Raw genomic sequence first — 22,871 nt, forward strand, 5'->3', positions numbered from 1 at the left:
GCTTTGACTTATTTATTTTGAGCCCCCAAGACTGCAATCTTCATTCGATCCATCGCCAGATATTTTTGGAATGCAGCAGTCACCTGCTCCAAACTAACAGCCTCAATTTGTTTAGTCCAGACTTCCATCGTATCAAGTGGCAAATCATTCCATGCGATAGAGGAGACGTTATCCAAGAGTTTGCGATTGTTATCAATACGTAATGGATAACCATTGATCAAATTGGCTTTTGCTGCAGCAAGTTCACTGACGGTCGGACCATTCGTAATAAATTTTGCAATAGTGTCACTCATCACCCCAAGCGCCATAGAACCCTGATCGCTCTTGGTCTGTAGGCCGGCCTGAAAAATACCGCTAGCTTTGCCTGGAGCGAAATAACTAAAAACACTATAGGCAAGGCCACGCTTCTCACGAACCTCGTTCATCAAACGGGACACAAATCCACCGCCACCTAAAATGTAATTTCCTACAAGTAAGGGGAAATAATCAGGATTATTCCTCGCTACTGCCGTCATGCCCATCGCGATATGGGCTTGCTGAGAATCAAATGGAATCTGTACCTCTCGCTGAGCTAAAGGCTCTACGGGTGAACGTTGAAGTTCAGGTAGAGGCGCAATTACTGGTCCTGATTGCGGAATTCTTTTTAATAACATTTGTACGACTTCATTTGCCTGAGTCGAATCTACGTCACCCACAATGCTGACGATCATCCGATCGCCACGATAAAACTGTTTATGAAACTGCTGTAAGTCTGTAGCAGTAATCGCACCAACCGATTGTACTGAGGGAGTATCGGCCAAAGGATAAGCTCCGTAGACCATTTTTTTGAAACGGCGCTCTAAAACATACTCTGGTTTAGTTTCTGCTTCAAGCAAGCTGGTGATAGTTCTTTGTTTTTCCCGCGCAAGAATATTGGCATCATAGGTGGGCGAACTCAACATAGAGGCTGCCAATTGCACAACCTGATCACGCAAATCTTTTCTACTTAAAGTCCGGATACGCAAAATGGCGCGCTCGCCACTAACTGATAAACCAATATTTGCACCCAAATCAGCAATCTCATCCGCAATTTGGGCCTCATTTAACAAGCCCCTATCGCCATGTACCCCATAATTCATCAGGCCTGCGGTCATGTCGGCTAAGCCACTTTTGCCAGCAGGATCATAACGATCGCCGGCATCTATGCTGACCTCAATATCAACCATCGGCAATGCTTTGGTTTGTACTAGAAAAGCTTTGGCACCTTTATAAGCATCCAGTTTTTCAATTGGCAATATGGCATTTGCACTAGCGATGAAACCTAAAGCTAAAAAATAGGATGAAACGATTTTCGTGAGGGCTCTCATTATTTGCCCTCCTTACCAACAGTCTTGCGTGCCTGTGGATCGAGTACAGCAATCGTCAAGCCTTCATCGACCAAGTATTTATTGGCAACCGCTTGGACTTGCCCCGGAGTAATGGTTTGCATTTTCTCCAGCATATAGTCAATATCCTTCCAAGAAAATCCAGCCATTTCAGTACTGCCAATTTCCATCGCCTGACCAAAAATAGAATCGCGCTTATAAATTTGTTCTGAAAGAATGCGCACCTTAATGCGCTTGAGTTCAGACTCCAAAATCCCTTTTAGTTTGATCTCATCCAACGCTTTGCGAATGCTCGCCTGTGCCTGTGAAACCGTTTTTCCTTTAGCCATGGTGGCACTAATCAGAAATAACTCGGGCCCACGAGAGACCATGTCATAAGCAACACCTACATCGTTAACCACTTTTTCTTGCTTCACTAACGTGCGATTCAAGCGTGCATTGTCATAACCATCCAGCACTGCGGTTAACAACTCAAGTGCATATGGCTCAGGATTATCCAGCTTGCCAGGCTCAAGACGCGGTGCTTTCCAAGCCATCGCCAATTGCGCGCTATCTGCCGGTGCCTTCACTTGAACTTGCTTCACTCCTTTTTGCGGTGGCTCGACTTGTGGCTTACGCACTGGTAGCTCTTGTGCGGGAACGGCGCCATAATATTTTTCTACCAATACCAAGACTTTCTTGGCATCAACATCACCAGTAATGACTACAGTTGCATTGTTTGGCTTATACCAATTGCGGTACCAATCCCTTGCATCAGAAGCTGTCATATTCTGTAAATCATTCATCCAACCAACTACAGGATGACGATATGGTGAGCTCATGTAAGCGGTTGCCATGAGCGATTCATTGAGAAGGCTACTAGGATTATCTTCAGTGCGTAAACGCCGCTCCTCCATCACTACCTGAATTTCTTTTAAGAACTCAGCGTCATCAAAATTTAAGTTGGACATTCGATCTGCTTCTAGCTTAATCACTTCATCCAACTTTGATTTTTCAACTTGCTGAAAGTAAGCGGTGTAATCGCGAGAAGTAAATGCATTTTCACGCCCACCAACCGCTGCTACTAAACGTGAAAACTCACCTGCTTTCACCTTGTCAGTTCCCTTAAACATCATGTGCTCAAGGACATGCGCCACACCAGTTCGACCATTGATCTCATCCATCGAACCTGCGCGATACCAAACCATATGGGCCACAGTTGGCGCACGATGGTCTTCCCTCACTATGAGCTTCAGACCATTGCTTAACTGAAATTCGTGTGTATCCGCCTGATCTTTGCCTGTAGCCCAAGACAATGGCGCAAACAGTAAAAATAGGAAAGTAATTCGGAGTAAATTAGAACGCATCTGCTGAATCACCATATCCCAAGAATTAAATTGATAAGATGCAAGGATTAAATTGTATCGATTATGTTCGGCTTACGTAAAACCCTCGGATCCCTATTCAAATCCAGCAAGACTGACGAAGCTTGGTTTGATGCCCTAGAAGAATCACTGATTCAAAGTGATGTGGGACTGCCGACGACTGAGCAATTGATCGGCAAACTGCGCAAAGCAGCAAAGTCTGAACAAGCATCCAGTCCAGAAGAACTTCAGGCACTACTCATTCAAGAGGTTGGAGATCTATTGCGGGTTTTAGAACCATCGCCGAACCCTTTATTTTCAAGCCAGCAAGATACTATTCCAGAAGTTTGGTTGGTCGTTGGCGTTAATGGCGCAGGTAAAACTACCACCATTGGCAAACTTTGCAGGCGCTTTCAGTCTCAAGGTAAATCAGTACTCTTGGCTGCAGGTGACACTTTTAGAGCAGCAGCGCGCAATCAACTACAGGAATGGGGTGGTCGCAACCAAGTTGATGTCATTACTCAAGAGGGGGGTGATGCAGCAGCAGTTGCACATGATGCAATCCACTCAGCGATCTCTCGTAAAAGCGACATTCTGATTATTGATACTGCAGGACGCCTTGCCACCCAAGACCACCTCATGGAAGAGTTAAAAAAGGTGAAGAGGGTCATCGGCAAAGCCCTTCCTGGGGCCCCTCACCACACTCTCTTGGTTTTAGATGGCAATACTGGTCAGAATGGCTTAAGCCAAGTGAAGGCATTTCATACTGCCCTGGGGCTCACTGGAATCATTGTTACCAAGCTCGATGGCACCGCTAAAGGCGGTGTTATCTGCGCCCTTGCCCACACCCTCAAAGATAGCCCCGCACCAGCAGTTTTGGCGCTTGGTAAAGGCGAGGGTATTGAAGATTTAGTCCCATTTACTGCCGGGCAATATTCTTCAGAATTATTCAATTAATTCAATAACTTACAGAATATACAAAGCATTAGCACTCTCTTGACAAGAGTGCTAAAATAGACCTCTATTAACTCTTTTCTATTGTTAAAAAAATGGTTCAAAAGAAAACTGACAAACCGAATATGCAAAGGCTGCCTGTAGCGCAGGCTGCAGCGGCGTCTGCATTTCCTATGCTGCCATCTCTTGGGGTTGGCACTCTTGACTCATACATTGCGTATGTGAATCGCGTGCCGATGCTGAGCGCTGCAGAAGAGCTGCATCTAGCGCAGGAGTTTCGTCGCACTGAAAATGTAGAAGCCGCTAAAACTTTGGTGCTCTCCCATTTGCGTCTCGTCGTTTCTGTTGCACGCCAATATCTTGGTTATGGCATTCCGCATGCTGATCTCATTCAAGAAGGCAACATCGGCTTGATGAAAGCAGTGAAACGTTACGACCCAAATAATGGCGCCCGTTTAGTGTCATACGCAATCCACTGGATCAAAGCAGAAATTCATGAGTACATTCTCAAGAATTGGCGTTTGGTTAAGATGGCAACGACCAAAGCACAACGCAAATTATTTTTTAACTTACGCAGCAACAAACCCACCTTGAGCGCACTCACTCCTGGTGAGGTTGATGCATTAGCAAAAGCCCTCGATGTGAAAGGCTCGGACGTTAAAGAAATGGAAATGCGTCTTGCTGGTGGCGATGTTGCCCTTGAGGGCGATGACAGTGACGAAGAAGCTGCCTTTGCACCAATACAATGGCTTGCTGATAACAGTCAGGAGCCCACTGAACGTATTGCTCATGCAGAAGCCGATGCATTACAAGGTCCTAAATTAGATCAAGCCTTGATGGCTTTGGACGAGCGTAGTCGTAATATTGTGCAGTCACGTTGGTTAGCCATGGATGCTGACGGTAATGGCACTAAGACTTTGCATGACCTTGCTGCAGAATATGGCATCTCTGCAGAACGTGTTCGTCAAATTGAAACAGCCGCCCTCAAAAAGATGCGTGGCATGTTGCAAGCTGAAGCGGCTTAAGCAAGCTTAGCAACTTCAAAAACTTACTTTAGAAGTTCTTTCAAGTCATGTGCCAAGGTCTCCGGACCTTGCGCATGCTTGATATACAAACGTAAGCGCCCTTCGGGATCAAACGCATAACTACCCGCCGTGTGGTCGATGGTGTATGAACCTGGGCTAGTTCCTGGCACTTTCTTGTAATAAATTTTGAAGTCTTTGGTAACCTTTTCTAACGCGACTTCATCTGCTGGGCGCAAGCCAAGAAAACGGGCATCAAACGAGGGAACGTATTGCTTCAGAATGGTGGCCGTATCACGCTCAGGATCAACCGTTACAAATAGCACCTGCACCTTATCTGACTGCGGCCCCAATAAGGTCATGACCTGCTGCATTTCAGTCAAAGTAGTTGGGCAAACATCAGGGCACTGAGTGTAGCCGAAGAACATCACAACAACTTTACCTTTAAAGTCATTGAGCGTTCTAAGCTTGCCATCAGGGTCCAGCAAACTAAAGTCCTTACCAAACGCTGTGCCACCAGTGATATCAATATTTTTGAACTCTGGCTTTGGACTACAGGCTGCCAAAATCATCAGCAATGAAGCAATGAGGCAACTGCGCAAAATGGTGAGCTTCATCTTAGAGAAAGTAGTGATCTATGAGCAATACTGCAAACAGCAAAGACAAATAGGTGATTGAAAAACGAAAGGTCTTCTTGGCCAATGCATCGCTATAGGTAATAAATAGCGCAATCACGTAAGCCAGGAATATTAAACCGAGAATAATTGCTGATATCAAATACAGCATGCCACTCATGCCATAGATATAAGGCAATAAAGTTGCTGCAATCAAAATCAGGGTGTAGAGCAAAATATTGAGCAGCGTAAAACGCTCACCATGAGTTACTGGGAGCATTGGCAAGCCAGATTGCACATAGTCATCGCGACGATATAAAGCTAAGGCCCAAAAATGGGGTGGCGTCCAAACAAAAATAATTAATACCAAAAGCCAAGCTTCAGCAGAAAGTGTATTAGTGACTGCAGCCCAACCTAAGGCTGGCGGCATGGCACCAGATAAACCACCAATCACAATGTTCTGTGGTGTTGCCGGTTTTAGTAGCCAGGTATAAATCACTGCATAGCCTACAAATGTCGCAAAGGTGAGCCACATTGTTAGTGGATTACAAAAAATCCACAAGATAATCATTCCCAAAGCACCCAGAATGATAGAGAAAACAATAATATGGAATGGAGTGACTTCACCTGTTGCAGAAGGGCGCCATGCAGTGCGCCTCATCTTGGCATCGACCGCCTGCTCAATCAAACAATTCACCGCAAATGCCGCACCTGCTAATAACCAGATACCTACAACACCTCCAATGAGTACTGGATACGGAACCATGCCAGGTGTTGCCAAGAACATACCAATTACTGCACAAAAAACTGCGAGCTGAGTCACTCTAGGTTTTGTTAAAACCCAGTACTGACGCCAACGTGGCATCGGTACTGTAGCGGATCTTTTCGGTGTGCTCATAATGACTTCCAAGAAGCCCAATAACTCATTCTGACTAAGCAGAATACCAAAGCAGCAGACCCAGCGCTATGTAATAAAGCGGCTAATAAAGGCCACTGAAATACAACATTGGAGATACCAGTCAGAATCTGTAAAGCAAGCAGGCTAAATAAGAGCTTGCCGAAGCGTTTCAGCCCCGGTATTGCTGGAGTTGCAAGCTGTAGCGCCTTCCAGCCCAAGAATGAGAACACTACGAATACCAACACTGCAAATAAGCGGTGCGCCCAGTGAATTGTCTGCAGCGCAACTGGTGAAATGAACTCACCTTGCGCATTTAAACCCAGTTGACGCCACAGCGTAAAGCCCTCAACCCAATTGGTTTCTGGCCAAGCAGTGCCTAAACACGTTGGAAAGTCAGGACAAGCTAAAACGGCGTAATTGGTGCTAACCCAGGCACCCAAGAAAACTTGAATCATGAGCACTATAAAAGCTGCCAATAAAAGAGCAGCAGGTAAAGGTTTGATACGCAGTGTACGTACTGTAGAAATTTTTTCTTCCCAAGCTTGTTGAGCATAAGCAGTTAAGCAAGCCAATAAAAGAAGGGCCAACATTAAATGAATCGTCACAATGATGGGTTGCAATTTGAGTGTCACAGTCCACGCACCAAAGGCTCCCTGAATACAGACCAATAAAAGTAAACCCAGACTAACAAAGAAGGGGGTTTTACCCAAAGCCTTTACTTTGTTAAATGCCAGTACTACTTGAACCAAAATCAATGCACCTACAGTCATCGCTAAATAACGGTGGATCATTTCAATCCAAGCTTTCATGACAGTTACGGGGCCACTGGGTAAGGCGTTTTCAGCTTGTTGTATATCGCTCAATGCATGAAATGGATTAGATGTGCCATAGCAGCCAGGCCAATCTGGACACCCTAAACCTGAGTCCGTTAAGCGCGTAAAAGCCCCAAATACGATCAGATCAAAAGTCATAAACACTAAGACCCAATTAAGTTTCTGAAAAAAACTATACCCCCGTCTGGTCCAAAGATAAGCTAATGGGAGCCCTGCAAATACTATGGCAATAGCAGCCAACTCCAAGAACAAAACAAGATTGGGCATTACAAACTTTCGCCCTTGTGATTTAACTTTAAGAGTTTTTCTAAATCTTTTTTGATACTAGCAAATTCTTTAGGAGAGTTTGTCACTGGAAAGTACATCATCTTCGCTGGGCTTGGATCAATCAACTGAATCTCTTTTCCAGCGCCCTCTTTATTCAGCCACGCATTAAATTCAGCTCGTGACTTAGGATCTGGAGGCAGTGGTACCACCTTAAGTCCCGCAGTCTGTTCGTCATAAGCCTTCAAAAGCTCAGGGTCTACAAGCTTGCCATCTGTATTGACCCAAATCAGCTGAACGCGCTTACTTTCTCTACCCATCGCTACTCTAGTTTGGCGCATTAAAAATAATGCTTCAACACACTTTTCATCTTTAATTTGGCATTCGCCTGCAGGTCGTGCAATCAACAAAGTCCACTTGCCTTGTAAGGGCGCATCGAGCCAAGCACTATTAAATTCTTGGGCTGGATAAACCAAGGTACCAAAATTCGTTTTTCCGCCCTCAGGCTTTATCACATAGTAAGCAAAGTAGGATGCGATCACCGGGCTAGCGCAAGCAAGCAATAGCAACAGCATTTGAATTCGGCCACGACGAGTCCGCGCATTGATTGCTGATGCATCCATCTGTGAAGCTGGAATTAATAACTCTTTATCACTCACTCTTGATCCCCATTCACATCCTGACGCCTATATTGCCGCAGGCCAGTAATCAACCAAAATAAGAAACCAGCAACTGCTAGCGCAAACCACTGGAATGCATAAGCATAATGGCGATCGACTCCAGTTGTCAGAGGAGCCCACTCACGTAATAAACCATCATCGATGCCGGTATCAATCTCTCTCAAAATAAAAGGGCTTTGAGACCAAGCTCGTAGTCTGCCCTCGCCTACTAAATCAAAATTTTGCTCAATTCGAGGCTTACCAGTATCTATGGGGGGCTTACTTTCGCCCAAGGCATAGACCTTGCCAGGATGGGCGAACACAATCCCCTCAATATTGACCACATTGGCTGGCGTTTTAACCGGGGGCAGCAACTCTCGGTCAGCACTATTGCGCGGCGCCCAACCTCGATTGACCCAGAGGACTTCATTACGACCCTCTAGACGCAAAGGCATCATTAAAAAGAAACCGGATTGTGATGCCGTGCTCCCAGCAGGAGGCATTGGTCTTGGCCGGTTATCCAACCAAATAGCCGCCTCCGGAATATATTGACCGCGAGCAATCATGCGACGCTCACTTGCATCTTCTAGAGTTAAAGAGCTTGAATTGACGCTCAATATTGGCATCTGTTGCCGAGCTAATAAATGAGCCGCCAAGACAATCTTGTCCTCAGCCCTGCTCAACTGCCAAATACCCGCAGCACAAGCAATTGCAATGACCAGCAAGGCTGATACAGTAGCAACTATGCGCTTAGCAATGAGAGCAGTAAAAAGATTATTCAAGAGATTTAAAAATAAGGATTTAAGATGAAGTGGATTATTCCGATTGTCCTACTAATGATTGTTGCTAGCTTAGGTTCAGCCCTGTATTACATGATGAAGGATAGGGGCAATAGTTCCAGAATGGTTCGCTCACTCATGCTACGTATTGGTCTATCGCTTGCGCTATTCATCGGGATTCTGTTGGCTCACTACTTTGGCCTAATTGAATCTACAGGCATCAAAGTAGGCACAAACTAAACCGGCTATTCCGGCTATTAATACTGGGATACCTAAAAATCAATCGGGGCTTAACGCCCCGATTTTTTATTCAACTTACATCCAGTAAACAGCGATATAAAGACCAAGCCAAACAACGTCAACGAAGTGCCAATACCAAGCAGCGCCCTCGAATGCAAAGTGATGCTTAGAAGTAAAGTCGCCACGAATCATACGACGCAAGACAATCGCCAACATAGTGCCACCAAGAAAGACGTGGAAACCGTGGAAGCCAGTCAACATAAAGAAAGTGGATCCGTAGATGCCTGAAGTCAGCTTCAAGTTCAACTCATGATAGGCATGGTAGTACTCGTAAGCCTGAAAGCCCAAGAAGATGAAGCCCAGACCAACTGTAGCGGCCAGAGCAATGATGGCTTTCTTCATGTGGTTTTCAACCAGAGCATGATGCGAAATGGTAATCGTGACACCAGAGCTCAACAATAAGAAAGTATTGAGGGTAGGAATAGGCCAAGGACCCATCGTCGTGAATTTCTCAACCAAACCAGCAGGGCCATCATTAGGCCAAACTGCTTGGAAATTAGGCCAAATCAATTTGCTTTCAACATCGCCCATCCAAGGCATTGCAATATTCCGCGCATAAAAAAGAGCGGAGAAGAATGCAGCAAAGAACATAATTTCAGAGAAGATGAACCATGCCATCGACCAGCGATATGAGATATCTACATTGACACCATTCTTGCCAGAATTCGATTCGGCGATCGTATCGCCAAACCAGTTGTAGAGCACAAATAAAATCCATGCCACGCCAACTAAACTCATAGCGCCACCCCAAGAGGTGTGATTGACCCAACCGGTCATACCATAGCCAAAGGCGATTAAACCAATAGCAGCCATGGCTGGATGTCTAGATAGTCCAGGGACGAAATAGTGTGGGGTTGAATTGGATGACATCTTATTCTCTCTATCAATCAAAAAATAATCATTGGGACACAACTGCTTTCACTATCAAGAGCAGGATAGCCATAAAAATCAAGGCTCCAACAACACCCGCAATAATAATATGTACAAAACTTAATGACGCTACATCTTCCTGCAAACCTGATTTCTTACGCACTCCTAAAAAACCCCACATCACGGCTTTCATAGACTGCGTAAAACTACTTTTTTTCTTCACGAAACTACCTTTGATTTTGGCGCTGGTGGAGTACCACCTAAACCCAACTCAAAGAAGGTATACGACAAGGTGATTGTTTTCACATCATCTGGCAAGCCTGAATCAATTACAAACACTACTGGCATCTTCTTAGTTTCATTGGCTGCCAAAGTCTGCTCTTGAAAACAAAAACATTCCAACTTAGTAAAAAACTCAGTGGCACTTTTTGGCGCATAACTGGGGATTGCTTGAGCGCGCACGGAGCGACCAAGATTATTGGTAACTTCGTAAACAATCTCTGTCATTTCACCAGGATGTACTTCTAGAAAATTCTTTACTGGCTTAAATGTAAATGGTCCGCGGCTATTGGAGTCAAATTCAATTGTGACGGTACGGGCATAGTTCACTTGCGTATTGCCCACCTTGTTAGGACTAAATGCCCTAACGCCATAATCATTTTTACTCGTGACAACATTAATGCCAGTAACTTCACACAATGCCTTATACATTGGCACTAACGCATACCCAAAGCCGAACATCATTGCTGAAGCAATGAGTAGCTTCAGTAAGATTTGGCGGTTAGCAGATTGAGTAACTATCATGTTGGCAAAGTGGGATTAACCCAAAAAGCTCCACTTCATCACAATGCCAATAAAGAACACTGCAGCAATGCTCAAAAGAATGAGCCCTAAGCGACGATTATTCGCTGCTAGGGCTTGTTGAGAAGACGTATTAAATTCCTGCTTCACGTAACTGCTCTGCACTAGGAGGTGTCTCAAAAGTGTGGTGTGGCGCTGGTGAAGCGATAGTCCACTCTAAACCCTTAGCACCATCCCAAGGCTTGGCTGGAGCCTTCTCACCATAACCGCGATAAGCAGGCAATGCTACGAAGAACAAGAAATACACTTGCGCCAAACCAAAGCCGAGCGCTCCAATTGAGGCAATAGAATTAAAGTCAGCAAACTGAGTTGGGTAGTCTGCATAACGACGTGGCATACCTGCGAGACCCAAGAAATGCATAGGGAAGAAGGTAATGTTAAAGAAAATCATGGAAGCCCAGAAGTGGATCTTGCCGCGAGTTTCATTTGCCATATAACCAGTCCACTTAGGGCACCAGTAGTAGAAGCCTGCAAACATTGCAAACAAGGAACCCGCTACCAAAACATAGTGGAAGTGCGCTACAACGTAGTAAGTATCTTGCAGGCCAATATCAATCGGAGCCATTGCCAGGATCAAGCCAGTAAAGCCGCCCATCGTAAATACGAAGATAAAACCAATAGCCCACAGCATTGGAGTTTCAAAGGTCATCGACCCTTTCCACATAGTCGCGACCCAGTTAAAAATCTTCACGCCAGTTGGTACAGCAATCAACATCGTTGCATACATAAAGAACAGCTGGCCAGTGACCGGCATACCTGTTGCAAACATATGGTGGGCCCAAACGATGAATGACAAGATCGCAATGGACGATGTTGCATAAACCATGGAACTGTAACCAAACAAGGTTTTTCTGGAGAAAGCAGGAACGATTTCACTGACGATTCCAAATGCCGGAAGAATCATGATGTAAACCTCTGGGTGGCCAAAGAACCAGAAAATATGCTGGAACATGATTGGGTCACCGCCACCAACAGCAGAGAAGAATGAAGTGCCGAAATGACGATCAGTCAAAACCATCGTAATCGCACCAGCTAAAACAGGCATCACCGCAATCAACAAGTAAGCAGTAATCAACCAAGTCCAGCAGAACATTGGCATCTTCATCAAAGTCAAGCCAGGAGCGCGCATATTCAAAATGGTGACGATGATGTTGATCGATCCCATGATGGAAGAAGCGCCCAACAAATGGAGTGAGAAAATCGCCATATCCATGCCAGGACCCATTTGTGAGGTCAAAGGTGCATAGATAGTCCAGCCGCCTGCAGGTGCGCCACCAGGAACCAGGAATGAGCTCAACAACAAGGTTGCAGCGACTGGCAGAATCCAGAAGCTAAAGTTATTCATCCGTGCAAATGCCATATCCGATGCGCCAATTTGCAATGGCACCATCCAGTTAGCAAAGCCAACGAAGGCTGGCATGATCGCACCGAACACCATCACCAATCCGTGCATCGTAGTTAATTGATTAAAGAACTCTGGACGGAAGAATTGCAAACCAGGCTGGAACAATTCCAAACGAATTCCTAAAGCCATCAGGCCGCCAGCTAATAAGCTAACAAACGAGAAGATCAGGTACATCGTGCCGATGTCTTTATGGTTGGTTGCAAACAACCAACGGCGCCAACCATGTGGCGTGTGATCATCGTGCGCATGATCGTGTACGTGATCGTGGGTAGTAGAGACTGTGCTCATGAATTACTCCGGTTTCGTTTTATCTATATTAGTTAATCTGAATTACTTGCCGCCGCGTGCAGTAATAATTTCCTGGGTTTGAATGACTTCACCCGTCTTATTGCTCCACGAGTTACGGGTATAAGTCATCACTGCAGCGATATCGCCATCAGAAATCACACCAGCCCATTTCGGCATCGCGCCCTTACCATTGATCAGGATATTGAATTGGCCAGCTTTTGGACCCAAGACCATCTTGCTGCCATCCAAAGCTGGGAATGCGCCTGCACCTTTGCCATTTGGCTGGTGGCATGCTGCACAGTTCGCTGCATACACTTTGGCACCGCGTTCTTTTTGCTCATCCAAGGTGTAAACCTTGGAAGGATCTTCGCCTCCAGCGCCCATCTCTTTCTTTTTCTGCGCAACCCAAGCCGTGTAATCCTCTTCTGAAACTACTCTCACAACGATTGGCATGAAAGCATGCTCTGCACCGCAAAGCTCAGAACACTGACCACGGAATGTGCCGATGGTTTCTGCTTTAAACCAAGTGTCGCGAACAAATCCTGGGATGGCATCTTGCTTTACGCCAAATGCAGGAATAGTCCATGCGTGAATCACATCGTTCGCTGTAGTAATCAAACGAATCTTCTTGCCAACAGGCACAACCATTTCGTTGTCTACTTCCATCAAATAGGTATTTGATTTTGGTGCGAGATTATTAATTGCTTCACGTGAGGTAGCTAAGGTAGATACGAAGCTAATGCCTTCACCTTCACCTTTGATGTAGTCGTAACCCCACTTCCACTGATAACCAGTAGTCTTAATCGTGATATCAGAGTTTGTAGTGTCTTTCATTGCAACAACTGTTTTAGTTGCTGGTAATGCCATACCGATCACGATGAGCAATGGAATGACTGTCCAAATAATTTCAACAGTCGTGCTTTCGTGGAATGATGCTGACTTATGCCCCAATGATTTGCGGTGCTTCAAAATCGAATAAAACATGACGCCAAATACGCCAACAAAAATGAGTGCGCAGATCACCAACATCATCCAGTGCAACCAATGGATTTCTTGCATGATTTTGGTTGCTGGGGCAGCGAAATTCAGCTGGTTTACAGCTGGGCCACCTGGCATATTTTCAGCAGCGTATGCAAAAGCAGTGCCGAAGGCTGCTGCAAGATAGAGCGAAGCCCTAGTGACTTTTCCAAATAAATTCATCTTATTCTCTGTTGATTGTCGTGAGCACTGCAGCAAAATGCACCACAAAATGCTCAAAATGCGGTCTAAAGCCAATACATCAGCCAATGATTATAGGGTTAATTAAGTTCAAGAACAAACAAGGGCAACCCAGCTCTATTCAATCTTGATCTAGGTTTAAATGATAGTAAACACTTACACTTAAGCAGGATATTACCTAGTCTTGCGTCCAATTTGATTTACATCAATATAGGCAACGCTATCCTCCGCCTTTGCAAGGTGCTTGCCAAGGGCCCAGGCATGTCCATAAACCACCTCTAAGGTGAGTTTTTGAGGCAAATCTGCAATTTCATACTCTGTATTCGCGGTTGGATTGCCCAATTTCAATGCCTGCACATCGGCCATTAAAAGTGCTGGCTTTTCATAATCGAGAGTCAGGAGCTCCATGTCCATTACGGGATCTGAAAAACGCTCTGCCATCAGAGCATCTCCCATATCGTGCATATCCCAAGGGCTTAATAAATTTTTAAACTGAAAAGATGGGGCTTGTAGAGGACGCAACTCTTTCCCAGTGTCGGGACCCAGATAGCTAAATGCAATGAGGCCACCCTCACGCAGTACGCGCCAACACTCCTGCAAAAAATATTTGGGATCGGCAACATCTTGCAATAAAAGATCACTAAATACCAAATCAACAGAATGGTCAGGAAGATCAAATTTTCCTGTGTTGAGATAGCCTGCCATGGAGTTAGTTCTGCTGGTACGCAAACATGATCGCCAATTAGCAAAAACCTTAGTGCGCCACAACTGAAAACTAGATAGGCCCTCTTCAGTAATGCTATGAATACGGGCTTTGGGAAAACGTTTTGCAAAAGAAGAAAAGTGTTTTCCAGAAAAATCGGGGATGACTAAAACATCTTTGGCATCTAATTTGACGATATCAAGCTTTTGCAACATGCGGTCTGCAATTTCGTCTTGTAACCATCTGATTGGCTGGGTCATTGGCTCAGTATACTCAGCGCCCCATGCAATTTCTAGAGAAACTTGTTCATTCAATCAGCGCACAAACATTACCGACAGCTTGCATCGCCTGTCAGCAATTTCAAGCGCGATACATTTGCAATGCATGTCTTAATGTACTGGAGAGCAATAGCCTTATTCATTACGAGTGTTGTTATCAATGTGGTATTCCGCTTCAACTTAAAGAACTTCCTGGGCAGCATTGCCTCCACTGCAAGCAGCATTCACCGTGGTTTGACGAAACCCATTGCCTTGATCGTTATAACGGCATTTTGCAAGATGCTTTGCACCAACTCAAATATCAGAAACGAATTGTATTTGCACATGGATTGGCTAAAGCGTGGAATCAAATTCAATCTACTCGATTAGGGCAATATTCTGCAGACTACCTGCTTCCCGTTCCCTTGAGTAGAGAAAAATTACTCGCCAGAGGATTTAATCAAAGCTGGGAGATTGCAAGAAGAATTTGTTCCAACAAGGACATACAAAAGTTGTCGCATGCCTTAAAACGTCATCATCATATAAGCCATCAAGCGGGCAACGCTTTGCATGCGAGGCATGATGCTATTCATGAGATGTTTTATATTGATACTCAATATGTGGATCGCTTGACTGATAAGACGGTCATTGTCTTTGATGATGTCATGACCAGTGGCGCGACACTGAACGAAATTGCGCGTATTCTCAAAGATATTGGAGTATTACGCGTGATTAACTGGGTATTACTGAGAACCACTAGACTGACTTGATCATTTGCTAAATGAATTGAAAATGCAGCATGTTTAATATTGTTTTATTCGAACCTGAAATTCCGCCCAACACGGGGAACATCATTCGCCTCTGCGCTAATACAGGAGCCAAACTGCATCTGATTGAGCCCTTAGGCTTTCCAATGAAAGATGCTAAATTACGTCGGGCAGGCTTGGACTATCACGAGTTTGCGAGTATTCAAGTACATACCAATTGGGCGCAGTTTTTAAAAAATGAACAGCCTGATCCTCAACATCTTTTTGCTTTAACTACCAAAGGCGGCGGAAAGTTTCATGATGGTCAGTATGTTGCCAGCGATTACTTCGTATTTGGCTCTGAGACGAAGGGCATTACCGATGAGGTGCGTAACTCCATTCCTACAGCAAATCAAATGCGTCTAGCAATGCAAGATAGCAGTCGCAGCCTGAACTTATCTAATACGGTAGCTATCGTGGTCTACGAAGCTTGGCGCCAGAATGGTCTTGTCGGTGGTAAGTAAAGCTACAGGTGACTTAGGATTCAATTTTGGGGTCGCGACCCATCAGTTTTTTTAATGCTTCTTTGGGAGCTAGCTTACTAGATAGCACTTCACCCATCATCGCTGTAATTGGCATCTCTACATTTAAACGTTTTGCAAGATCGCCTACTGCGGCTGCACATAAAACGCCCTCTGCAACATGACCTAAACTTGCCAAGATCTGTTCTAGGGACTTGCCTGAGGCCAACTCAAGACCTACACGGCGATTGCGAGAAAGATCCCCCGTCGCAGTCAAAATCAGATCGCCAACGCCTGTTAAGCCCATACAGGTTTCAGATTTACCACCGGCAGCTTTTACTAAGCGCATCATCTCTGCCAGGCCTCGAGTGAGTACTGCCGCACGCGCATTCAAACCTAGATTTAAGCCATCGCCAATACCTGCAGCAATCGCCAATACATTCTTCACTGCGCCACCTAATTCAACGCCAATCAAATCATCACTTGAATACACCCGCATATTGCCGTGATGAAAAGCTGTCTGAACAATTTCACACAGTTGGGTTGAAGCACTGGCAATCGTTAATGCGCAAGGCATACCGGCGCCAACTTCGTGCGCAAAGCTCGGTCCAGATAGAGCGCCATAAGTATGTTTCAAGCCATGGCTGTATAACTTGTCTTCACGCTCAACCACCTGGTGTGGTAACAATGCTGTGGATGGCTCTAAGCCCTTGCACAACCAAACAATGTTGAGCGGGTGCCGGGCAACTTTGAGAGCATGAGCAATGGTATCTGAGAGCCCAGACATTGGAGTTGCAATCACTAAAAGATCTTCAGGCCCAAGTCGTTTGATAGCAGCTGCAAAATCACTTTCCAGGAGCAAATCTTTTGGCAATGAAATGCCTGGTAGATAAGATTGATTTTCGCCACTTTGTGCGATTGCTTGCAATTGTTTTTCACTGCGAGACCACAAGCACACATCTTCCGCCCGAAGCTGACGCGCCGCCTGAGAGGCCATTGCAGTGCCCCAAGCACCAGCACCGAGCAGCGTCACTTTCATCATCTGTGACCTAGCTGTTGTGCTCAATTCGGAAGAATAATTTTACTTTCATCTGCACTGTCACCCGCATTGCCGCCAGCTGCTTGCTGTGCTTGCATTAATCTGTGCTCGTACATGCCATGAAAATTAATTTCATTTAGATGAATGGGCTGGAAGCCCGCACGGCTAATAACATCAGCCATATTCGAGCGCAAGTATGGATACAAAATCGTAGGGCAAGTGATGCCCAACATGGGATCCACTTGCTCAGCAGGAATGTTGTTGAATTCGAAAATACCAGCTTGATTACCCTCAACTAAGAAGAGCACCTTGCCTTCAACACGTGCAGTTATGGTGGAGCTTAATGCAACCTCAAAGAGTTCATCACTCATGCGTTTAACAGCAACGTCGACCTCAACTTGCACCTGTGGTTCAGCAATCACTAGGAAGATTTCAGGCGCATTCGGTTGCTCTAAAGATAAATCCTTCAGGTAAATTCGCTGAATGCGAAATGAAGGATCATTGGATTCAGCTCCTGCTGCATTAGGAGTGGAAGATTGTTCAGTCATCACAAACTTTCTTTATGTTTTTAATCTATCAAGCCAATAAAGGATCGAGCTTACCAGCGCGATCCAAAGCAACTAAATCGTCATAGCCACCAACATGAGTCTCGCCAATATAGATTTGCGGAACAGTGCGACGACTAGTACGAGTCATCATGATTTCACGCTGTGTGGGATCGCGATCAATCAAAATCTTTTCTAAGTTAATGACGCCTTTTTTAAGCAACAGTTTTTCTGCCATAACGCAGTATGGGCAAACCGTAGTGCTGTACATCGTTACTTGCGGCATAGATTCCCTTACTTAACCAATGGGAGGGCGGCAGTTTTCCAGGCTTGAACGCCACCCTCTAAAACGCCAACCTCAACAAATTCGAGCTTTTGTACTTGTGCCAAGGCTTTGCGTGACTGGCTACCGTTATCGCAAACCAATACCAAGGGACGTTTACGATCCAATTTCAAGGTTTCAATCGCACCAATCAGATTAGCCATGCTGGCTAGCTTTGCGCCTGGTAAATGCCCCGCTTTAAATGCTTCCTCGGTGCGCAAGTCCAAAACATGGGCCTTGCGGCGGTTTATCCAAATCGTCGCCTCAGTAGGCGACAAGCCTTTTCCGCTAATAAGCGTAGATAATGTAGGTAAGAAGAGCGCTGCGCCCGAAACCAGCAAGAGGGCAATCAGCGCTAAATTATCAATTTGCGTGAGAAAGTTCATCACCGGATTATAGAATGGCTCTATGAAACAACTTGTCCTTATTCGTCACGGCGAATCCGCCTGGAACCTTGAAAACCGCTTCACTGGCTGGGCTGACGTTGACTTAACCCCAAAAGGCGCAGAACAGGCCCTAGCTGCGGGGCAAAGTCTCAAAAAAGCAGGCTATGAATTTGACATTGCCTATACCTCGGTTTTAAGGCGCGCTATACGGACACTGTGGCACATTCAGGACGCCATGGATCTGATGTGGATCCCAGTAGTGCATAGCTGGCGCTTAAATGAGCGTCATTATGGTGCTCTGACTGGTCTCAATAAAGCAGAAACTGCCGCCAAATATGGCGATGAACAAGTCCATATTTGGCGTCGGTCCTATGATGTTCGCCCACCCTTACTTGAAGCACATGATGAGCGTAATCTCAAAAATGATGGTCGTTACTCAAAATTAAATGCTGCCGATATTCCGCTTGGCGAGTGTCTGAAGGACAATGTTGAACGTGTACTACCACTTTGGAATGAATCTATCGCTCCAGCCCTCAAAGCAAATAAGCGCGTCTTGTTAGTAGCTCACGGTAATAGCATTCGCTCTTTAATTAAGTATATTGACGAGATGTCCGATGAGGCCATCATGGAAGTCAATGTACCCAATGGCATTCCACTGGTTTATGAGTTAGATGACAACCTCAAACCAATTCAACATTTCTATTTGGACTAATACAAGACATGCGTCAATTTCTTAAAAACTTTGCTCTCATTACAGTTGGCCTGATCGCAGGTGTAGCTGCCACTATCCAGCTCTCTGCAACAGCCCAACAAGGCACGCAGCTGCCCTTAGATGAACTCCGCACACTTTCTAATGTATTTGCGCAAATCAAACGGGAGTATGTGGAGCCGATTGAAGACAAGCAACTGTTAACGGATGCTGTCAAAGGAATGGTAAGCAGCCTAGATCCTCACTCCACTTTCTTGGATAAAAAAGATTTTTCTGAAATGCAGGAACAAACTTCTGGGAAGTTTGCTGGTTTAGGAATTGAAATTACTTCTGAAGATGGTGTTGTTAAAGTACTCAATCCCATTGAAGATAGTCCTGCTGCCCGTGCAGGCTTGCAAGCAGGAGACTTAATTACACGCCTCGATGATAAGCCTGTGCGCGGTATGTCTCTTGATAAAGCGGTCCGCACCATGCGTGGCACACCTGGTACAAAAATTACCCTGACTGTATATCGCAAGAGTGAAGAACGTAGCTTTCCAGTCACCATTACCCGCGCAGAAATTAAGGTGCAATCTGTCAAAGCCAAAATTTTGGCTAACGATATTGCCTGGGTTCGGGTTACAAGCTTTCAAGAACGCACCGTTCCTGATCTAGCAAAAAAATTAACTGATCTTGCCAATCAAGATCCAAAACTCAAAGGCATCATTCTTGACCTTCGTAACAATGGTGGTGGCTTATTGCAAGGTGCAGTCGGTGTAGCGGCAGCCTTTCTTCCAGCCGATGCGGTTATTGTTTCAACCAAAGGACAAGCAGCTGACTCCAAGCAAGTATTTAATGCGACGCCAGCGATGTATCGCCTGAGTGAGCCCGGTGATCCATTGGCAGGTGTACCTGAAATCTTCAAGAAACTTCCGATGGTCGTTTTAGTGAACGCCTATTCAGCCTCGGCATCTGAGATTGTTGCGGGCGCTTTGCAAGACTACAAACGTGCAACGATTATTGGAAAAACTACCTTTGGTAAGGGCTCAGTGCAAACCGTTCGCCCACTGACCAATGACTCAGCTCTGAAGATCACCACTGCGTATTACTACACACCTAGTGGCAAATCTATTCAGGCTTATGGTATCAAGCCTGACATCCCCGTAGATCAAAATAAAGATGGCGATCCAGATGATGTATTGATTACCCGTGAGATTGATAGTGAAAAACACCTCCGTAACAAACAATCTGCAGAAGATAAGCTGATTAAAGATCGGGAACAACGCCGTCTCGAAGAGTTACAGCGCATTGAAGAGAAAAATGCCAAGAAAACGCCTGAGGAAAAAGAGAAAGAAAAAAATAAGAAGCCTCCTGAGCTTGGTAGCGCGGATGACTTCATGCTCAGTCAAGCCCTTGCGTTTATTAATGGGCAACCGGTGAAGCGCTCTTCTTCCAAGCTTGAGTAATTCTTTTTTGGTCTGTTAATGAATGATGCGCAGCTACTTCGCTACTCCAGGCATTTACTGCTTGAAGATATTGACGTTGAAGGGCAAGAAAAGCTCTTAAATGCGCATGTGTTGGTGATTGGTGCTGGCGGCCTAGGTAGCGCAGCTGCCCCCTATCTTGCGGCTGCCGGGGTAGGGCATATCACCCTCGTAGATCATGATGATGTTGAGCTGACTAATCTACAACGCCAAATTATGCATACAGAAGCCATGGTGGGTAAAAGTAAAGTTGTCTCAGGCAAGCAATTCTTGCAAGAACTCAATTCAGGAATTCAAGTTGAAACAATTCAATCAAAAGCGAATTCATTCTTATTGGATGAGCTTCTACCGAGCGTAGATATTGTTTTAGATTGCACAGATAATTTCTCAACACGACATCTCATCAATGCCAGTTGCGTTCAACACCAAAAGCCTTTAGTTTCAGGATCTGCATTACGCTTTGATGGTCAAGTCTCAGTATTTGATCCCCGCAATGAAACATCTCCCTGCTATGCCTGCATCTTCTCGCCCGAAGAAACATTTGAAGAGGTGAGTTGTGCCACGATGGGCATCTTCTCACCACTTGTCGGCATTATTGGCACTATTCAAGCAGCACAAGCTTTGCAAGTATTAATTCAATTTGGAGAGCCCCTCATAGGGCGGATGTTACTTTGGAATGCGCGCACTACTCAGGTAGATCAGATTCGCATTACACGCAACGCTGACTGTCCAGTCTGCAGCAAAAACCACTAAAGCCTAAGCTATTAAACGCTCTAAAGCTTTTGCTTGAGCCTCTGGCTCATAAGCCTTCAGTACTCTAGGTAATCGGGACTTCAACATCCCTACGTTAGCTTGCAGAATCTCACGCTTTACCAGTAGTAGTTGACTGAAATGCATCGAGAAATCCGTTAATCCCATTGCGAGCAATAGTTTGGTTAAGGTAGGATCACCAGCCATCTCACCACAGACTGCAATCGGTACATTGGCACGCTTTGCCTGCTCAATAATATTTGCCAATAAATACAAAATGGCTGGATGCAGGGGATCATACAAATGTGCCACTGCATGGTCTGCACGATCAATTGCTAAGGTGTACTGAATTAAATCGTTTGTTCCGATGGATAAAAAATTAAAACGATTAATAAACAAAGGCAAGACGAGAGCAGCAGCTGGAATTTCAATCATGGCGCCAACTTGAATATTCGGATTGAAAGGCTGTCCACGTTGTAATAATTGTTGCTTTGCTTTTTCGATCAAGCGAAAAGTTTCATCGATTTCTTTTGCATGCGCGAGCATCGGAATCATGATGCGTGCCTGACCATGAGCAGATGCTCGCAAAATAGCCCTAAGCTGTGTCAAGAAAATTTCTGGCTCTGTTAGTGACCAACGAATCGCCCGCAAACCCAATGGTGATGTGCCCGTTTGCGATACATCGGTACCGCCTGCACCTAGTGCTTTATCTGCACCTACGTCAATGGTTCTAATGTTGATAGGCAGGCCATGCATTAAATCAACCACACGGCGATATTCTTGATATTGCTGTTCCTCATCTGGCAATGCTTGCTTGCGATCCATAAATAAGAACTCGGAGCGGAATAGACCAACACCAACAGCACCTAGTTTTACGGCTTGCACAGCATCTTCGGGCAACTCAATATTGGCAAAGAGTTCAATATCTACTCGATCAAGCGTTTCTGTTTTGGCATGTTTTAGTTGCTGAAGCTTACGAGCCTCTTTTAATACCTGAGTTTGGAGTTTGCGATATTCAGCTAATAAGTGTTCATCAGGAGCAACTACTACTACGCCCTGCTCGCCATCCAAAATCAGCCAATCGCCATGGCGAATCATTTCACTAGCATGGCGCACACCGACTACTGCCGGAATTTCCATACTTCGCGCAACAATAGCGGTATGCGATGTTTTGCCACCTAAATCAGTAACAAAACCAGTAAAGGCATGCTCTTTGAAGCGCAATATATCATGTGGCGCAATATCGTGAGCAACAATAATGGATTCGACTCCAACCTCACTCGATGGCAAGAAATCAGATTCGTTGAGCGCGTCTTTCTGTGCATTAAGCGCCTTAATCACACGCTCAGCCACCTGACGAATATCATTTGCGCGCTCTTTTAAATAAGGGTCTTCAATCTCAGAAAATTGCTCTAAAAGATCATTTAACTCTGTAGTCAAAGCCCAAGCAGCATTTAAGCGCTGAGTGCGAATGAGCTTGATAGGTTTCTCGGCCAACGCTGGGTCAGCCAGGATCATGCTGTGCACATCCAAGAATGCCGCCATCTCTTGCGGAGCATCCTTGGGCAATCCCAAGCGCAACTGAGCTAGCTCTAAACGTACTTGATCAAATGCATCTAATAATTTTTGGGCTTCAGCGTCTTCTTTGCCAGACTCAACTAAATAATGACTAACCTCTAAAGCTGCGCGCGAAATCAGTACCGCCTTGCCGATAGCAATACCTTTTGATACCGGAATGCCGTGCAGCGCGAACGTCAT

Annotated in this window: 27 protein-coding genes; 8 read left to right on the forward strand and 19 right to left on the reverse strand. The window is 45.3% G+C overall.

Going from position 1 to position 22,871, the window contains the following annotated elements; genetic code table 11:
• Positions 1-8 precede the first annotated feature (8 nt).
• Positions 9-1,346, reverse strand: a complete 1,338-nt coding sequence (locus tag C2756_RS10085) for a pitrilysin family protein (protein ID WP_215319116.1) — start codon at positions 1,344-1,346, stop codon at positions 9-11.
• Positions 1,346-2,710, reverse strand: coding sequence for a pitrilysin family protein (locus C2756_RS10090; protein WP_215320956.1), 1,365 nt, complete (start codon positions 2,708-2,710; stop codon positions 1,346-1,348). The genes C2756_RS10085 and C2756_RS10090 overlap by 1 nt, the downstream gene beginning before the upstream one ends.
• Before the next feature lie 63 nt (positions 2,711-2,773).
• Between C2756_RS10090 and ftsY the strand changes: the two genes are divergently transcribed.
• Positions 2,774-3,664, forward strand: coding sequence for a signal recognition particle-docking protein FtsY (gene ftsY, locus C2756_RS10095; protein WP_215319117.1), 891 nt, complete (start codon positions 2,774-2,776; stop codon positions 3,662-3,664).
• A gap of 92 nt (positions 3,665-3,756) precedes the next feature.
• Positions 3,757-4,686 carry an RNA polymerase sigma factor RpoH gene (rpoH, locus tag C2756_RS10100; RefSeq protein WP_215319119.1) on the forward strand — a complete coding sequence of 310 codons (930 nt, stop codon included), beginning with the start codon at positions 3,757-3,759 and terminating at the stop codon, positions 4,684-4,686.
• Between the two features lie 23 nt (positions 4,687-4,709).
• On the opposite strand, the gene C2756_RS10105 is transcribed toward rpoH, so the two are convergent.
• Genes C2756_RS10105 through C2756_RS10125 form a run of 5 tightly spaced genes read right to left on the reverse strand, consistent with a single transcriptional unit; the run spans position 4,710 to position 8,733 of the window.
• On the reverse strand, positions 4,710-5,300 hold the full coding sequence (locus tag C2756_RS10105) for an SCO family protein (protein WP_215295919.1): 591 nt from the start codon (positions 5,298-5,300) through the stop codon (positions 4,710-4,712).
• 1 nt (position 5,301) lies between these two features.
• A complete protein-coding gene (gene cyoE, locus C2756_RS10110; RefSeq protein WP_215319128.1) occupies positions 5,302-6,195 on the reverse strand; it encodes a heme o synthase in 894 nt (297 codons plus the stop codon).
• Entirely contained in the window at positions 6,192-7,295 is a 1,104-nt protein-coding gene (locus C2756_RS10115) for a heme A synthase (protein WP_215319131.1), read from the reverse strand. Before C2756_RS10115 ends, cyoE begins: the two co-directional genes overlap by 4 nt.
• Positions 7,295-7,951, reverse strand: a complete 657-nt coding sequence (locus C2756_RS10120) for a hypothetical protein (protein WP_215319132.1) — start codon at positions 7,949-7,951, stop codon at positions 7,295-7,297. Before C2756_RS10120 ends, C2756_RS10115 begins: the two co-directional genes overlap by 1 nt.
• A complete protein-coding gene (locus C2756_RS10125; RefSeq protein WP_251372052.1) occupies positions 7,948-8,733 on the reverse strand; it encodes an SURF1 family protein in 786 nt (261 codons plus the stop codon). Before C2756_RS10125 ends, C2756_RS10120 begins: the two co-directional genes overlap by 4 nt.
• Before the next feature lie 24 nt (positions 8,734-8,757).
• On the opposite strand from C2756_RS10125, the gene C2756_RS10130 reads away from it, so the two are divergent.
• Positions 8,758-8,970: a twin transmembrane helix small protein gene (locus C2756_RS10130; protein ID WP_215295923.1), complete on the forward strand. Its 213-nt coding sequence runs from the start codon at positions 8,758-8,760 to the stop codon at positions 8,968-8,970.
• A 75-nt stretch (positions 8,971-9,045) separates the two neighbouring features.
• On the opposite strand, the gene C2756_RS10135 is transcribed toward C2756_RS10130, so the two are convergent.
• The 7 genes from C2756_RS10135 to C2756_RS10165 form a co-directional block, all read right to left on the reverse strand.
• Positions 9,046-9,900 carry a cytochrome c oxidase subunit 3 gene (locus tag C2756_RS10135; RefSeq protein ID WP_215295924.1) on the reverse strand — a complete coding sequence of 285 codons (855 nt, stop codon included), beginning with the start codon at positions 9,898-9,900 and terminating at the stop codon, positions 9,046-9,048.
• Between the two features lie 28 nt (positions 9,901-9,928).
• Entirely contained in the window at positions 9,929-10,093 is a 165-nt protein-coding gene (locus C2756_RS10140; protein ID WP_215320960.1) for a DUF2970 domain-containing protein, read from the reverse strand.
• 26 nt (positions 10,094-10,119) lie between these two features.
• Positions 10,120-10,704: a cytochrome c oxidase assembly protein gene (locus C2756_RS10145; protein WP_215319134.1), complete on the reverse strand. Its 585-nt coding sequence runs from the start codon at positions 10,702-10,704 to the stop codon at positions 10,120-10,122.
• 15 nt (positions 10,705-10,719) lie between these two features.
• A complete protein-coding gene (locus C2756_RS10150) occupies positions 10,720-10,851 on the reverse strand; it encodes a cytochrome oxidase small assembly protein (protein WP_215295926.1) in 132 nt (43 codons plus the stop codon).
• Positions 10,835-12,454: a cytochrome c oxidase subunit I gene (gene ctaD / locus C2756_RS10155; RefSeq protein WP_215319137.1), complete on the reverse strand. Its 1,620-nt coding sequence runs from the start codon at positions 12,452-12,454 to the stop codon at positions 10,835-10,837. Before ctaD ends, C2756_RS10150 begins: the two co-directional genes overlap by 17 nt.
• 42 nt (positions 12,455-12,496) lie before the next feature.
• Complete coding sequence (gene coxB, locus C2756_RS10160; protein WP_215295928.1) at positions 12,497-13,654, reverse strand: cytochrome c oxidase subunit II; 1,158 nt, start codon at positions 13,652-13,654, stop codon at positions 12,497-12,499.
• 192 nt (positions 13,655-13,846) lie between these two features.
• Positions 13,847-14,635 (reverse strand): methyltransferase domain-containing protein, encoded by a 789-nt coding sequence (locus C2756_RS10165; protein ID WP_251372053.1) that lies wholly within the window; start codon positions 14,633-14,635, stop codon positions 13,847-13,849.
• Between C2756_RS10165 and C2756_RS10170 the strand changes: the two genes are divergently transcribed.
• Both C2756_RS10170 and trmL read left to right on the forward strand, forming a co-directional pair.
• Positions 14,635-15,402: a ComF family protein gene (locus C2756_RS10170; protein ID WP_251372054.1), complete on the forward strand. Its 768-nt coding sequence runs from the start codon at positions 14,635-14,637 to the stop codon at positions 15,400-15,402. The genes C2756_RS10165 and C2756_RS10170 overlap by 1 nt on opposite strands.
• A gap of 29 nt (positions 15,403-15,431) precedes the next feature.
• The gene (gene trmL, locus C2756_RS10175; protein ID WP_215319140.1) at positions 15,432-15,902 is read left to right on the forward strand and encodes a tRNA (uridine(34)/cytosine(34)/5-carboxymethylaminomethyluridine(34)-2'-O)-methyltransferase TrmL; all 471 of its coding nucleotides are present in this window, start codon (positions 15,432-15,434) and stop codon (positions 15,900-15,902) included.
• A 13-nt stretch (positions 15,903-15,915) separates the two neighbouring features.
• On the opposite strand, the gene C2756_RS10180 is transcribed toward trmL, so the two are convergent.
• Genes C2756_RS10180 through C2756_RS10195 form a run of 4 tightly spaced genes read right to left on the reverse strand, consistent with a single transcriptional unit; the run spans position 15,916 to position 18,191 of the window.
• Positions 15,916-16,938, reverse strand: coding sequence for an NAD(P)H-dependent glycerol-3-phosphate dehydrogenase (locus tag C2756_RS10180; protein ID WP_215319142.1), 1,023 nt, complete (start codon positions 16,936-16,938; stop codon positions 15,916-15,918).
• Between the two features lie 23 nt (positions 16,939-16,961).
• Positions 16,962-17,486 (reverse strand): protein-export chaperone SecB, encoded by a 525-nt coding sequence (gene secB, locus C2756_RS10185; RefSeq protein WP_215319144.1) that lies wholly within the window; start codon positions 17,484-17,486, stop codon positions 16,962-16,964.
• Between the two features lie 28 nt (positions 17,487-17,514).
• Positions 17,515-17,769: a glutaredoxin 3 gene (gene grxC, locus C2756_RS10190; RefSeq protein ID WP_215295932.1), complete on the reverse strand. Its 255-nt coding sequence runs from the start codon at positions 17,767-17,769 to the stop codon at positions 17,515-17,517.
• Between the two features lie 8 nt (positions 17,770-17,777).
• Positions 17,778-18,191: a rhodanese-like domain-containing protein gene (locus C2756_RS10195; RefSeq protein ID WP_215319146.1), complete on the reverse strand. Its 414-nt coding sequence runs from the start codon at positions 18,189-18,191 to the stop codon at positions 17,778-17,780.
• Positions 18,192-18,213: 22 nt separating this feature from the next.
• On the opposite strand from C2756_RS10195, the gene gpmA reads away from it, so the two are divergent.
• Genes gpmA through C2756_RS10210 form a run of 3 tightly spaced genes read left to right on the forward strand, consistent with a single transcriptional unit; the run spans position 18,214 to position 21,116 of the window.
• Positions 18,214-18,903, forward strand: coding sequence for a 2,3-diphosphoglycerate-dependent phosphoglycerate mutase (gpmA, locus tag C2756_RS10200; protein ID WP_215319148.1), 690 nt, complete (start codon positions 18,214-18,216; stop codon positions 18,901-18,903).
• An 8-nt stretch (positions 18,904-18,911) separates the two neighbouring features.
• Positions 18,912-20,345: a S41 family peptidase gene (locus C2756_RS10205; RefSeq protein WP_215319151.1), complete on the forward strand. Its 1,434-nt coding sequence runs from the start codon at positions 18,912-18,914 to the stop codon at positions 20,343-20,345.
• Positions 20,346-20,363: 18 nt separating this feature from the next.
• Positions 20,364-21,116 carry a HesA/MoeB/ThiF family protein gene (locus C2756_RS10210; RefSeq protein ID WP_215319152.1) on the forward strand — a complete coding sequence of 251 codons (753 nt, stop codon included), beginning with the start codon at positions 20,364-20,366 and terminating at the stop codon, positions 21,114-21,116.
• 3 nt (positions 21,117-21,119) lie between these two features.
• Here the strand turns inward: C2756_RS10210 and ptsP are convergent, their stop codons facing one another.
• On the reverse strand, positions 21,120-22,871 hold the full coding sequence (ptsP, locus tag C2756_RS10215; protein ID WP_215319154.1) for a phosphoenolpyruvate--protein phosphotransferase: 1,752 nt from the start codon (positions 22,869-22,871) through the stop codon (positions 21,120-21,122).

Source organism: Polynucleobacter sp. UB-Siik-W21 (assembly GCF_018687415.1).
Classification (GTDB): Bacteria; Pseudomonadota; Gammaproteobacteria; order Burkholderiales; family Burkholderiaceae; genus Polynucleobacter.